At 55.1% G+C, this 12,898-nt stretch carries 16 protein-coding genes; 6 read left to right on the top strand and 10 right to left on the bottom strand.

The features are described 5' to 3' along the window. Nucleotides 1-20 precede the first annotated feature (20 nt). Nucleotides 21-485: an OB-fold putative lipoprotein gene (locus OGV52_RS15580; protein ID WP_287108748.1), complete on the bottom strand. Its 465-nt coding sequence runs from the start codon at nucleotides 483-485 to the stop codon at nucleotides 21-23. Between the two features lie 272 nt (nucleotides 486-757). Here OGV52_RS15580 and OGV52_RS15585 point away from each other — a divergent pair, with 272 nt between their 5' ends. After that, nucleotides 758-997: a SymE family type I addiction module toxin gene (locus OGV52_RS15585; RefSeq protein ID WP_016154182.1), complete on the top strand. Its 240-nt coding sequence runs from the start codon at nucleotides 758-760 to the stop codon at nucleotides 995-997. A 74-nt stretch (nucleotides 998-1,071) separates the two neighbouring features. Here the strand turns inward: OGV52_RS15585 and hycI are convergent, their stop codons facing one another. The 9 genes from hycI to hycA all read right to left on the bottom strand — a co-directional run bounded on the left by hycI (nucleotide 1,072) and on the right by hycA (nucleotide 8,948). Beyond that, nucleotides 1,072-1,542, bottom strand: a complete 471-nt coding sequence (hycI, locus tag OGV52_RS15590) for a hydrogenase maturation peptidase HycI (RefSeq protein WP_287108749.1) — start codon at nucleotides 1,540-1,542, stop codon at nucleotides 1,072-1,074. Next, complete coding sequence (locus OGV52_RS15595; protein WP_287108750.1) at nucleotides 1,535-1,945, bottom strand: formate hydrogenlyase maturation HycH family protein; 411 nt, start codon at nucleotides 1,943-1,945, stop codon at nucleotides 1,535-1,537. Before OGV52_RS15595 ends, hycI begins: the two co-directional genes overlap by 8 nt. Next, nucleotides 1,942-2,709 carry a formate hydrogenlyase subunit HycG gene (hycG, locus tag OGV52_RS15600; protein ID WP_003037388.1) on the bottom strand — a complete coding sequence of 256 codons (768 nt, stop codon included), beginning with the start codon at nucleotides 2,707-2,709 and terminating at the stop codon, nucleotides 1,942-1,944. Before hycG ends, OGV52_RS15595 begins: the two co-directional genes overlap by 4 nt. Then, nucleotides 2,709-3,251, bottom strand: coding sequence for a formate hydrogenlyase subunit HycF (gene hycF / locus OGV52_RS15605; protein WP_016154185.1), 543 nt, complete (start codon nucleotides 3,249-3,251; stop codon nucleotides 2,709-2,711). Before hycF ends, hycG begins: the two co-directional genes overlap by 1 nt. Nucleotides 3,252-3,260: 9 nt before the next feature. Then, nucleotides 3,261-4,970, bottom strand: coding sequence for a formate hydrogenlyase subunit HycE (hycE, locus tag OGV52_RS15610; RefSeq protein ID WP_287108751.1), 1,710 nt, complete (start codon nucleotides 4,968-4,970; stop codon nucleotides 3,261-3,263). A gap of 17 nt (nucleotides 4,971-4,987) precedes the next feature. Continuing rightward, nucleotides 4,988-5,911: a respiratory chain complex I subunit 1 family protein gene (locus tag OGV52_RS15615; protein WP_046274832.1), complete on the bottom strand. Its 924-nt coding sequence runs from the start codon at nucleotides 5,909-5,911 to the stop codon at nucleotides 4,988-4,990. 2 nt (nucleotides 5,912-5,913) lie between these two features. Further along, nucleotides 5,914-7,740: a formate hydrogenlyase subunit 3 gene (hycC, locus tag OGV52_RS15620; protein WP_046274831.1), complete on the bottom strand. Its 1,827-nt coding sequence runs from the start codon at nucleotides 7,738-7,740 to the stop codon at nucleotides 5,914-5,916. After that, nucleotides 7,737-8,348 carry a formate hydrogenlyase subunit HycB gene (hycB, locus tag OGV52_RS15625; RefSeq protein ID WP_016154189.1) on the bottom strand — a complete coding sequence of 204 codons (612 nt, stop codon included), beginning with the start codon at nucleotides 8,346-8,348 and terminating at the stop codon, nucleotides 7,737-7,739. Before hycB ends, hycC begins: the two co-directional genes overlap by 4 nt. A 141-nt stretch (nucleotides 8,349-8,489) precedes the next feature. Then, complete coding sequence (gene hycA / locus OGV52_RS15630) at nucleotides 8,490-8,948, bottom strand: formate hydrogenlyase regulator HycA (RefSeq protein WP_016154190.1); 459 nt, start codon at nucleotides 8,946-8,948, stop codon at nucleotides 8,490-8,492. A 198-nt stretch (nucleotides 8,949-9,146) separates the two neighbouring features. On the opposite strand from hycA, the gene hypA reads away from it, so the two are divergent. The 5 genes from hypA to hypE are packed head-to-tail and all read left to right on the top strand — an operon-like array spanning nucleotide 9,147 to nucleotide 12,834. Then, nucleotides 9,147-9,518, top strand: a complete 372-nt coding sequence (hypA, locus tag OGV52_RS15635) for a hydrogenase maturation nickel metallochaperone HypA (protein ID WP_019077546.1) — start codon at nucleotides 9,147-9,149, stop codon at nucleotides 9,516-9,518. Nucleotides 9,519-9,570: 52 nt separating this feature from the next. Further along, the gene (gene hypB, locus OGV52_RS15640) at nucleotides 9,571-10,443 is read left to right on the top strand and encodes a hydrogenase nickel incorporation protein HypB (RefSeq protein WP_016154192.1); all 873 of its coding nucleotides are present in this window, start codon (nucleotides 9,571-9,573) and stop codon (nucleotides 10,441-10,443) included. After that, nucleotides 10,434-10,706, top strand: a complete 273-nt coding sequence (hypC, locus tag OGV52_RS15645) for a hydrogenase 3 maturation protein HypC (protein ID WP_003037411.1) — start codon at nucleotides 10,434-10,436, stop codon at nucleotides 10,704-10,706. The genes hypB and hypC overlap by 10 nt, the downstream gene beginning before the upstream one ends. After that, the gene (gene hypD / locus OGV52_RS15650; RefSeq protein ID WP_019077547.1) at nucleotides 10,706-11,827 is read left to right on the top strand and encodes a hydrogenase formation protein HypD; all 1,122 of its coding nucleotides are present in this window, start codon (nucleotides 10,706-10,708) and stop codon (nucleotides 11,825-11,827) included. The genes hypC and hypD overlap by 1 nt, the downstream gene beginning before the upstream one ends. Beyond that, nucleotides 11,824-12,834, top strand: coding sequence for a hydrogenase maturation carbamoyl dehydratase HypE (gene hypE / locus OGV52_RS15655; RefSeq protein ID WP_016157324.1), 1,011 nt, complete (start codon nucleotides 11,824-11,826; stop codon nucleotides 12,832-12,834). Before hypD ends, hypE begins: the two co-directional genes overlap by 4 nt. Nucleotides 12,835-12,898: the final 64 nt, after the last annotated feature.

The raw sequence follows: 12,898 nt of genomic DNA on the forward strand, positions 1-12,898 counted from the left end.
CCCGCTGTCTGTTATCATTTTTATTGTACAACTTTAGGATTTTGCAGCAGCGGCAAAGGCGCTTCGCCCAACGCGTGGACCTGACCAATAATTGCCGCGCTCCGGCCAATCTGTAATGACTCAACATTCGTACTATTATGGGAGCCAAACTGGAACTGAATCACGTTGTTCGTTTTATTATTTTCGTCTTTCAGGCTGACAAGATAAGAATAAGCATTGGAAATACCATTAACCTTACGAATATCAATGACCACGCCCCGCAGCTTCACCCATTCACCAAGATAGTCCTTATTGGCTTTAACAGGATTTAAGGTATAGGGCGCGACAAAATCATCGACGGACAAGGTTGGCATTGACGCAGCTGATGACTCCCCCGGTTGAAATAATCGGTCTCCCGCAGAGAAGAACGCGTCAGCCGCCGTCTCGCACCCGCTAAGAAGAGAGGAAATAATAATTAAATCTACCAAACGAATACCTGAACGCATAAATAACTCCTGTATATTAATTTCCCATATATTCAAATTCTAAATAATTCGAGTATATAACCTCCCTGAACAACGCCGAAATATAATATAACTCCCGTATTAGTAAAAGAAGAGAATATTCTCCCCCCAGCTATTATCAACTTCTCATCTTTTTCATTATTTGCATTCTATTTTCTGGATCTGCCTTCCAGTTTCGGGTTTGCCCTCCCGCCTTTTTACTGGCATTTTATTCAGTAGTTTTCCATCGTTTTATTCGTAACAAGGGAGTGTTTATGTCTGGTAAAAATGGTAATGCCGAAGCGGTTATCAACAAGCCATTACGTCATTTTAAAGTCAGCTATGTCAGAGTACGGCATGAAGATCGCAAAACCGGTTTTACACGACGTATAAGCCGCCATGCTTCACTTACGATGAACGGAGACTGGCTGGAACAGGCGGGGTTCCCAACGGGCACGTCGGTAAAAGTATCGGTTACGCAGGGGAAATTAATTATTGAACAAGCAGGTGAATAGTCTGTTTCGAGGGTGTCGACGTTATCCGGATGGTGGTAATGCGACACACCATCCGGTATTCAGTGCCCTCAGGCTCAGGCTTCCGGTGCCTCTAATTCAGCGAACCCACCGTGTCCTTCCCACCCGGCTAATCGCTGATAAACGGTATCTACCGCATCTTTGATCGGCCGTGTCATCGGGTAGTAAAAACCGACAATATCCGGCTGAATGCCAAGGAAAATCACCTCGCCAACGTCGTCTTTCAGCTGATCGACCAGGTAGTTCAGCGGCATGTTGTGGGTGGTCATCATGAACATCTCGGCAATATCATCAGGATCGATAATGCGGATTTCACCAGGGTTTAGCCCCATGTCGGTGGCATCCACAATCAACAGACGCTGCGGGCGCAACTCACGGATGGCGACGATGTCGTTTTCCGGCGCGCTACCGCCGTCGATGACAACCCATTGACCTTGAGGATTTGCAGCACACATTTCGGCCAACAGCGGCCCCGCGCCGTCATCGCCCATCATGCTGTTACCCACACATAATAAAACGTCAGTCACGATGTCTCCTCACCATCAGATAGATGGCGCTTTCCTGGTGGATATCGTGAAGCATGCTAAGCATCAGCTTGCTCCACTCCTGCTGCTGCGGGGTCTGCACGGCACGCGCATCATCGAACGCGCGCGCCAGCATCTGCACATGGTTGAAGTCGATGACGATCTCGCCGTACTTCGGCACGCCTTCCATTTTCCGGCGGGCTTCACTGCCTTCGGCAAGCGTGGCAATCCACGCCAGATATTCATCCCACGGACAGGTTAACGCCGCTTCCAGGCAATCGATGATCCCAAGGTGGTGACCAATCGCCAGGCTGTAATAGACAACCTGCTGCGCCTCAACGGGCGTTGCATCGTTCTCATCAATAAACTTACGGCTCAGTTGACTGAACACCACCGTTTCACTCATCGGATACGCGCCTCTTCGACAACATGATTAAGATGCGTGACGATCTCGGTCAGACGCGGATCGTTTTCCGCTTCCAGCCAGCGCGCCACCTGATGCTCGCCCTGCCCTAACTGTGTCATATAGTCATCAGCAATCTGGCGACCGTAGCGGTAGCCCGCCAGACGGCGTGCTTCACGATCCACCTTCACGCGCAGCGGCTGAACCATGTCCGGATGCAGAATTTCAGCCGGCTGTTCGTCCAGTTCACCTGGCGCACGCGCGTGAATTTTTTGTTCCAGCAGACCCAGCGCCATTGCAAAACCGTACAGCGTAGCCGCAGGCGTTGGCGGACAGCCAGGAATATACACATCCACCGGTACGATTTTATCCGTGCCGCCCCATACGCAGTATAAGTCGTGGAAGATACCGCCGCTGTTACCGCAGGCACCGTAAGAGATACAAATTTTCGGATCTGGCGCAGACTGCCAGGCGCGCAGCGCCGGAGAGCGCATGGCACGCGTTACCGCGCCGGTAAACAGCAGGATATCCGCATGGCGCGGTGATGGTACAACTTTGATCCCAAAACGTTCGGCATCAAACAGCGGAGAAAGCGTAGCGAAGATTTCGATTTCACAGCCGTTGCAGCCGCCGCAGTCCACACGGTAAACGTACGCTGAACGCTTGATGCTTTTAAGCAGCGACGCTTTCATGCTGGCAATGGATTCATCCACCGTCATCGGTACCGGAATACCGTTGGCGTCACGTGGGCCTAATAAATTGCTCATCAGCTGGCCTCTTTCATATGGCGAGTCAGTTCAATACGGTCAGACGGCACCAGGCATTTCTGGCGCTTACAATCCGGGCAGGTCTCAAAGCTTTCACGGTGGTTTTCCGCACGGCTGTCACCGTTGTGCTTAAGCAGCGCAATGGCGTAATCGATCTCTTTTTGTACCGCAAACGGGCGGTTACATACGCGACAATTACACAGCGCAAAGCGGGACTGCTGCAGGAAATCCTCTTTCTTCCACACCGCCAGTTCATACTCCTGCGACAGCTTGATTGCCGCCGTCGGGCAGACTTCTTCGCAGCGGGCGCAGAAGATGCAACGGCCGAGGTTGAACTGCCACGCCAGCTCATGGGTGACCAGATCGGTTTCTACCGTCAGCGCGTTCGACGGGCACGCATTCACACAGGCCGCACAGCCAATGCACTGCTGCGGATTGTGTTCCGGTTTGCCACGGAAGTTTTTATCGACCGCAATCGGCTCCAGCGGATACGACGATGTCGGCGCCCCGGTTTTGATGACTTTTTTGATAAAGGTAAACATGGCGATTCCTTATTTCAGCGGCGAGTTTTTACGCTCGATGCTGTAGCGCTCAAGTTCTTTGTACGGCACGACTTTGCTCTTCTTCTTACGCACATCGACCACGGTCATACGGTCGGTACAGGAGTAGCAAGGATCGAGGCTACCGATAATCAGCGGGGCATCGGAAACGGTGTTGCCACGCAGCATGTAGCGCAGCGTCGGCCAGTTGGCGTAAGTCGCCGCGCGACAGCGCCAGCGATACAGTTTCTGGTTGTCGCCAGTCATACTCCAGTGGATGTCATCCCCGCGCGGCGCTTCAGCAAAGCCCAGCGCAAAGCGGTGTGGAATGTAGGTAAAACCTTCCACAGCCAGCGGGCCGCCTGGCAGGTTGTCCAGACCAAAGTCGATCATATTCAGTGCGGTGTAGACTTCATTGATACGGACTTTCAGACGAGAAATAACGTCGCAACCCTGCTCACTGTGAACTTCCATCGGCAGCAGACCATAGCCCACAAACGGGTGATCGGCGCGAGTGTCACGCGCATGGCCGCTGGCGCGTACCATCGGGCCGACGTTACTGAAATCACGGGCAATTTCCAGATCAAGACGACCAATACCTACGGTACGCTGTTCCATGTTCGGCGTGCTGAGCAGCATATCGACCAGTTCCTGCACGTCACGACGCATCTGCTGCGCCAGTTGACGGGTCTGGATCATATCCTCTTTCAGCAGATCACGACGAATACCGCCGATCAGGTTCAGACCGTAAGTTTTACGTGCCCCGGTGAGGATCTCCGCCATCTTCATGGAGGTTTCACGCACGCGGAAGAACTGCATAAAGCCGGAGTCAAAACCGGTAAAGTGACAGGCCAGGCCGAGGTTCAGCAGGTGCGAGTGCAGGCGTTCAACTTCCAGCAGAATGGCGCGGATCATCTGCGCACGTTCCGGCACGACGATGCCCATCGCGTTCTCGACGGAGGTGGTATAGGCGGTGCTGTGCGCAAAGCCGCAAATGCCGCACACGCGGTCGGACAAGAAGGTCACTTCGTTGTAACCCATGCGGGTTTCCGCCAGCTTCTCCATGCCGCGGTGGACATAGAACAGACGGTAGTCGGCGTCGATGATGTTCTCGCCGTCAACAAACAGACGGAAGTGACCGGGTTCATCAGAGGTGACGTGCAATGGGCCAATCGGCACCACGTTGTTTTTCTTGTCGCCCAGTTCGTTGATGAACTCGTAGGTTTCAGCATCGGTAGTCGGCGCGGGGCGCTGGCGATAATCCATGCTGTCTTTACGCAGCGGGTAGAGTTCGTCCGGCCAGTCATCCGGCAGTACCAGACGACGCTCATCGGGCAAACCAACCGGGATCAAACCGTACATATCGCGCACTTCGCGCTCGCCCCAGACCGCAGCAGGCACGCGCGGCGTGACGGACGGGAACTCCAGCTTATTGGCATCGACCTCAACGCGCACGGTAATCCAGCACTTGGTACCCTGCTCCATCGACAGCACGTAGTACACGGCATAATGACCACACAGCTGACGTTCGTCGTTACCAAACAGCACGGACAACCAGCCGCCCTGTTTGTAGTACAGGAACTCCACCACTTCCGGCAGGTAGTTCACCTTGACGGTGATCGTCAGCTGATCTTTGGTCTGCCAGGCTTCATCCAGCACGACGCCCGGGAAGGCCTGGTGCAGCGCCGCGAGATATTGTTGACCTAATTTTTCTTCAGACATGCTCAAACTCTCTTAAATCACGCCACCAGCAAGGAGACGAACGCTAAAAACGCAAACCCAAAACCGGCCCAGGTCACGCGTGAAGTGGCGCAAAAACGCAGACGCGCCATGCTGTTTTCGAACAGGGCGATGACCAGCACGCCGAGAACCAGTTTGACGACGGCAATCACCAGCGCCAGCAGCAGCCCACCCGAGGTGAAGGTTTCCATCTGTCCCCACGGCAGGAACACGCCAACGAACATTTGCAGAACGACCAGTTGCTTAAGGCTAATGCCCCATTTCAGCACCGCAAAACCGCTGCCGCTGTATTCGGTCAATGGACCTTCCTGCAGCTCCTGCTCTGCCTCTGCCAGATCGAACGGCAGTTTGCCCATTTCGATAAAGGTGGCGAAAGCACAGGCGCACAGCGCCAGAATCAACGGAATGCTGCGTGCAGCTGGCCAGTGATAAATGGTATCGGCGATATTGCTGATATGCGTTGAGCCAGCAACCTGCGCCGCAACCCACAGACCCAGCAGCAGGATAGGTTCAACCAGCACGCCGAGCATCGCTTCGCGGCTGGCGCCAATAGCGGTAAACGGGCTACCGGTATCCAGGCCAGCGATAGAGAAGAAGAAGCGGGCGATGGCGAACAGGTAAATTAAGGTGATCAGATCGCCCAGTTGCGGCAGTGGTGAGCCAACGGTCACTACCGGCAACGCGGTGGCGATAGTCAGCATCACACCCACCATCACAAACGGCGTCAGGCGGAAAACCCAACTGGAGTCCGCAGGCGCAATGCTCTGACGGCCCAGCAGTTTGATAATGTCGCGGTATTCCTGCAAAACGCCCGGACCGCGGCGATTGTGCAAACGCGCACGTGCCACGCGGGTAATACCGGACAGCAGCGGCGCAACGGCAAACAGCACCAGCGCCTGAATTAACGGATATAAAACACTCATTCTCAGGCTCCTCGTGAAACCACAATCACCACCAGTACCGCCAGCTCAATCAGCGCCAGGCGACGGAACAGCACCGGTGCAGCCGCATTCTGCCAGCCCGGAACCAGTGATACCGGATTCAGCCATTTGCGCAGTTTGAGTACCGGTGCAAAGGCTTCTTTCACCGGCATGGCAAAACCGTGTGCGGTAATGACCATTGACTGCTCGTGATCGTAACCACACACCCATGCCGCACCGCGTGAACGCGATGGCAGACGGTTGCCTTTGAAAATCGCCATGATGATGAACGGCAGCAGCGGACATGCGATCAGCAGCAGCGTGATCATTGGCTGAGAAACGGTGGTGTTCGCGGTTTCCAGCGGCAGCGGAACGGCAGCGGAGATCATCGGCAGCAGCCACGGCGCAGCAACGCCCCCAATCACGCAGCAGATAGCCAACGCGACTACGCTAACGCCCATCAGGATTGGCGCGCAGCAGGCATTTTCAGCTTCCTTCGTGCGCGGTGCGCCTAGGAACGTAACGCCATAGACTTTCGCCATACACATCACCGCCAGCGCGCCGGTAATCGCCAGTCCTACCGCCAGCAACGGTCCTAACAGACGACCGACAAACGCGCCGCTATTGCCAAGCTTAAAGAAGGACTGGTAGATAACCCACTCACCGGCAAAACCGTTCAGCGGCGGCAGTGCGGCCATCGCCATCAGGCCAACCAGCATCGCCAGAGAGATAACCGGCATACGTTTACCGATACCGCCCAGTTTTTCGATATCACGATGACCGGTACGGAACCAGATGCTGCCTGCGCCCAGGAACAGAACGCTTTTGAACAGGCTGTGGTTTACCAGGTGGTACAGACCGCCGGTCAAACCCAGCGCAATAAGCGCAGGTTGATTCAGGGAAATTCCGGTTACGCCTGCGCCCAGACCCAGCAGAATAATGCCGATGTTTTCCAGCGTGTGGTATGCCAGCAGACGCTGAATGTTGTGCTCCATCAGCGCATACAGACCGCCGACAAACGCGGTGATCATTCCCAGCACCAGCAGCGTAATGCCCCACCACAGCGGCGCGTTACCGCCCAGCAGCGACAGGGAGAGAATACCCAGCAGCCCCACCTTCATGACGACGGTAGAGAACAGCGCCGCAGCCGGTGCACTGGCGTTGGCGTGTGCCTGTGGCACCCATCCGTGCAGCGGAATAATCCCGGCCAGCAGGCCAAAACCCGCCACGCCCAGCAGCCAGATATCAGACCCGAGCGGCAGCTCCTGTGCGCGCAGGTCAAGCAGGCGCAGCTCCAGGGTGCCGTAGCGTTGCCACACCAGGTAGCAGGCAATAGCCAGCAGTAGCGTGCCAACGCGGCCCAGCGCAAACCACAGTTTGCCCTCTTTGCTGCAGCCGGTGAGGAACACGGCACACAGCGCCATGATTTCCGCCATCACCACCAGCGTTCCGAGGTTGCTGGCAACCACCGCACATACCGCCGCGGCCATCAGCAGATTCACCAGCAGCCCGTTGGCTTTTACCTGCGGATGACGATGCCAGTCAATGTTGTACAGGCTGACAAACAGGCCGCACAGGCCCAATGTAATCAGCCAGATAGCGTTCAACGGGGTAATTTGCACACTGTGACCAATAAATGGCATCACACCGCTTACCGCCAGAGCATTAGTCAGTACGGTGAAACCCGCAGCCGCTGTACACAGGCTGCCAACCGCACCGCCAACCCCGGCAATCCAGCCGCTCAGCGGTTTATGAAATGAAAACAGAAATGCCAGAACCGCAGCCGCCGTAAACCAGGCTACGCCGCTGTTAATCAGTGAAATTGCGCTCATTTTGCATCCCCACTCTGAGCCTGCTGAAACAAGGTGAGATCGCCGAAGTCGGTATTGAAAGTCAGCTCACGCTTACGTTTGCTGGCGCGGGCAATATCCACGTTACTCACCAGGTGCAGGGCTTTGGTCGGGCACATGCGTACACAGGCCGGACCAAGCTCGTCAAAACTGCACAGATCGCATTTCACCGCGATGGCACGAATACCCGGAACCCAGTCCAGCAACGTGCTCACGCGGGCAGGCGCTGGCGGAGCCGGAGGCGCTTTTGGCGTATTGGCGTTTGCCGGGATATGCAGCGGACGGCTACCGGAAAACTCAATCGCGCCAAACGGACAGGCGATCCCGCACAGTTTGCAGCTTACACACAGGCTTTCATTCAGCTGCACGGCACCATCAACGCGATTAATCGCATTAACCGGACAAACGGTGGCGCAAGGCGCATCTTCGCAATGGTGGCAAAGCTGCGGGGCGGATTCTTTTTCATTTAACATCACTTTCAGGCGCGGCATTGACTGCAGGCCATGCTGGCGATGTGTCTCTGAGCAGGCGGCTTCACAGGTGTGGCAGCCGATGCAAAGAGTGGAGTCAGCAATTACAAAACGATTCACCAGGCATTCCTCAGGTGATAGTCATTTTTGACGAAAACATGTCTGGAAAATGTCATTTCGACATTTTTCGACATGCCCATTCCCTAAACGTCGTGATGCAGTATGAAAGTGCATCATGACAAAAGTGGGCACACCCAAGGCTTAAGCCGGGCTATGTCCCTCAATCAGCTGGCTTAAATTCACCGGCATATTGTTCTCAACCGCGGTATAGAGGCTGTCGTACACGGTGGCGATTTTTTCGAGATAGTGTTCCAGCACCTGCTCGCGATCGCGGTTGCTGATACGCTCATCGACTTTACCGTCGATGGTCAACTCAGCCTGTGCAATCAGTTGCTTATCATCACCGTCTTTCGTTTCAACGTAGTACTCGATGGTGTGGCTGTTAAAGCCGTCCGCCAGCGTGACGTAGATAGTGAAGTGTTCAAAAAGGACGAAGCAGAGATCCTTGTCCGGTGCGCAGCTCATTGCATGATGCAAACGCGCTTTTGACAGGGTGATCCCCTGAACCAGCGAGTTGCAGTAAATACGCCACTGGTCCTGTAGGCGACGATGCCGTTCAGCGATGTAATCGGCTTTTTCGCTTATTTCCCAAATAGTCATGTCAGGTTACCCGTTTAGCAGAGATGAACAGCTTTAAGCACATTTCGTGCCAAAATTAAAAACCTTAATTTTCATATAGATAAAAAATCAAAGAGCGGTGACGACATGTCATTTCGTCATCGTCGTCATTGTCACGATAGAAAAAATTCAAGCTGGCATGTTTATTGCTTTTAATACGGCAACTTCATAGGAGGCGGTATGCACGAAATAACCCTCTGCCAACGGGCACTGGAATTGATTGAACAACAGGCCACGCAATACGGTGCTCAACGAGTAACTGGGGTCTGGCTCAAAATTGGCGCATTTTCTTGCGTAGAAACCAGCGCTCTCGCCTTTTGTTTTGATCTGGTATGCCGCGGGACCCTTGCAGAAGGTTGTAAACTCCACCTCGAAGAACAAGAAGCCGAATGTTGGTGCGAATCTTGTCAGCAATACGTCACCTTACTGACGCAACGCGTGCGCAGATGTCCGCAATGCAACAGCGATATGCTGAGAATTGTGGCCGATGACGGCTTACAGATTCGACGTATTGAAATAGATGAAACTCCAGCGTCGGATGCCGACGCCTAAGCGTCATCATCCGGCAACTGAAGTATCGCAAGTAATAAATCAGGAGTGAGCGATGTGTACGACATGTGGTTGCGCTGAAGGCAACCTTTATATAGAGGGTGATGAGCATAATCCCCACTCGGCGTTTCGCAGCGCGCCATTTGCCCCGGCAGCTCGTCCGGCGCTGAATATTACCGGGGTGAAGACCTCCAGTTTCACCCCGAGCCAGACTGAAGAAGGCGATTTGCATTACGGTCACGGTGAAGCAGGCACCCACGCGCCAGGCATGAGTCAGCGCCGGATGCTGGAAGTGGAAATTGACGTGCTGGATAAAAACAACCGTCTGGCCGAGCGCAACCGCGCCCGCTTTGCTGCCCGTCAACATCTGGTATTAAACCTTGTCTCAAGCCCAGGCTCCGGTAAAACCACGCTGCTGACCGAAACGCTGATGAAGCTCAAAGACAGCGTGCCTTGCGCCGTCATTGAAGGCGACCAGCAGACGGTTAACGATGCCGCCCGTATTCGCGCCACAGGTACGCCCGCCATCCAGGTCAACACCGGTAAAGGTTGCCACCTTGACGCACAAATGATTGCTGACGCCGCGCCACGTTTGCCGCTTGAAGACAACGGCATCCTGTTCATTGAAAACGTCGGGAACCTGGTTTGCCCGGCTAGCTTCGATCTCGGCGAACGCCATAAAGTGGCGGTGCTTTCCGTCACCGAAGGCGAAGACAAGCCGCTGAAATACCCGCATATGTTTGCCGCCGCGTCGCTGATGCTGCTCAACAAAGTAGACCTACTGCCGTACCTCAATTTTGACGTAGAAAAGTGCATCGCCAGCGCCCGGGAAGTGAACCCGGAAATTGAGATCATCCTGATTTCCGCCACCAGTGGCGAAGGCATGGACCAATGGCTCTCCTGGCTGGAGACGCAGCGATGTGCATAGGTGTTCCGGGTCAAATCCGCACCATTGATGGCAACCAGGCCAAAGTCGACGTTTGCGGTATTCAGCGCGACGTCGACCTGACGCTGGTCGGAAGCTGCGATGAACACGGTCAACCCCGTCTGGGCCAGTGGGTACTGGTCCACGTCGGCTTTGCCATGAGCATCATTAATGAAGCTGAAGCGCGCGACACGCTCGACGCGCTGCAAAACATGTTTGACGTTGAGCCGGATGTCGGCGCGTTGTTGTATGGCGAGGAAAAATAATGCGTTTTGTTGACGAATACCGCGCACCAGAACAGGTGATGCAGTTGATAGAGCACCTGTGTGAACGTGCCGCACACCTCCCCTACACTGCTGAACGTCCGCTGCGCATCATGGAAGTATGTGGTGGTCATACCCACGCTATCTTCAAGTTCGGTCTCGACCAATTGTTGCCTGACAACGTCGAGTTTATTCATGGCCCGGGCTGCCCGGTTTGCGTTCTGCCGATGGGCAGAATCGACAGCTGTGTGGAAATCGCCAGCCATCCGGAAGTGATTTTTTGCACCTTTGGCGATGCGATGCGCGTTCCGGGTAAACAAGGTTCTTTGCTACAAGCCAAAGCGCGCGGCGCGGATATCCGCATCGTCTATTCACCGATGGATGCGCTGAAGCTGGCGCAGGAAAACCCAACGCGTAAGGTTGTGTTCTTTGGCCTGGGTTTTGAAACCACAATGCCAACCACCGCCATCACCCTTCAGCAGGCAAAACAGCGTGACGTGCAGAACTTTTACTTTTTCTGCCAGCACATCACGCTTATCCCCACGCTGCGCAGCCTGCTGGAACAGCCGGACAACGGCATCGACGCCTTCTTAGCGCCGGGCCATGTCAGCATGGTGATTGGCACTGATGCCTATAATTTCATTGCTTCAGATTTCCATCGTCCGTTGGTGGTCGCCGGTTTCGAACCGCTCGATCTGTTGCAGGGCGTGGTGATGTTGATTGAACAGAAGATTGCCGCGCATAGCCAGGTTGAAAACCAGTATCGCCGCGTGGTGCCGGACGCCGGTAACCTGTTAGCGCAACAGGCCATCGCCGAAGTGTTCTGCGTCAATGGCGATAGCGAATGGCGCGGTCTGGGCGTCATTGAATCCTCTGGCGTTCACCTGACGCCAGACTATCAGCGCTTTGATGCCGAAGCGCATTTCCAGCCAGCGCCGCAGCAGGTGTATGACGATCCGCGCGCGCGTTGCGGCGAGGTATTGACCGGCAGATGCAAACCGCATCAGTGCCCACTATTTGGCAAAACCTGTAACCCGGAGACCGCGTTTGGCGCCCTGATGGTCTCCTCAGAAGGCGCATGTGCCGCCTGGTATCAGTATCGTCAGCAGGAGTGTGAAGCATGAACAGCGTACAACTCGCCCACGGTAGCGGCGGTCAGGCTATGCAGCAGTTGATCAACAGTCTGTTTATGGAGGCTTTTGCTAATCCGTGGCTGGCGGAACAAGAAGATCAGGCCCGTCTGGACCTGGCGCAACTGGTTGCAGAAGGCGATCGTCTGGCGTTTTCAACCGACAGCTATGTTATCGATCCGTTGTTCTTCCCGGGTGGCAATATCGGCAAGCTGGCCATCTGCGGTACGGCTAACGACGTGGCGGTCAGCGGCGCGATCCCTCGCTACCTCTCCTGCGGTTTTATCCTCGAAGAGGGTTTGCCGATGGAGACGTTGAAAACCGTCGTCAACAGTATGGCGGCGACCGCGCGTGAAGCGGGCATCGCCATCGTGACCGGCGATACCAAAGTCGTGCAGCGCGGCGCTGCAGACAAGCTGTTCATCAACACGGCCGGAATGGGGGCGATCCCCGCCAACATTCACTGGGGCGCACAGACCCTCGGCCCAGGCGATGTGCTGCTGGTCAGCGGTACGCTTGGCGATCACGGCGCAACTATCCTTAACCTGCGCGAACAGCTGGGTCTTGATGGCGAACTGGTCAGCGACTGCGCGGTATTGACACCGCTTATCCAGACGCTGCGTGATATTCCCGGCGTGAAGGCGCTGCGTGACGCGACCCGTGGCGGCGTAAATGCTGTAACGCATGAATTTGCCGCCTCATGCGGGTTTGGTATTGAGCTGTCTGAAGCGGCCCTGCCCGTGAAGCCCGCGGTGCGTGGCGTTTGCGAACTGCTGGGTCTGGATGCGCTTAACTTTGCTAACGAAGGCAAGCTGGTGATTGCCGTTGAGCGTCAGGCTGCTGAAACGGTGCTTGCCGCGCTGCGCGCACATCCGTTAGGACGCGATGCCGCAATGATTGGTGAAGTGGTAGAACGCAAAGGTGTGCGTCTTGCCGGACTCTACGGCGTGAAACGCACTCTCGATTTACCACACGCCGAACCATTACCTCGTATATGCTAACAGCCGGTTGGCAGCAAGCTGTAGGCCGGGTAAGACGCATTTGCGTCGACATCCGGCCTTAACT

Source organism: Citrobacter sp. Cb041, from assembly GCF_030336655.1.
In the GTDB taxonomy this organism is placed as follows: domain Bacteria; phylum Pseudomonadota; class Gammaproteobacteria; order Enterobacterales; family Enterobacteriaceae; genus Citrobacter; species Citrobacter braakii.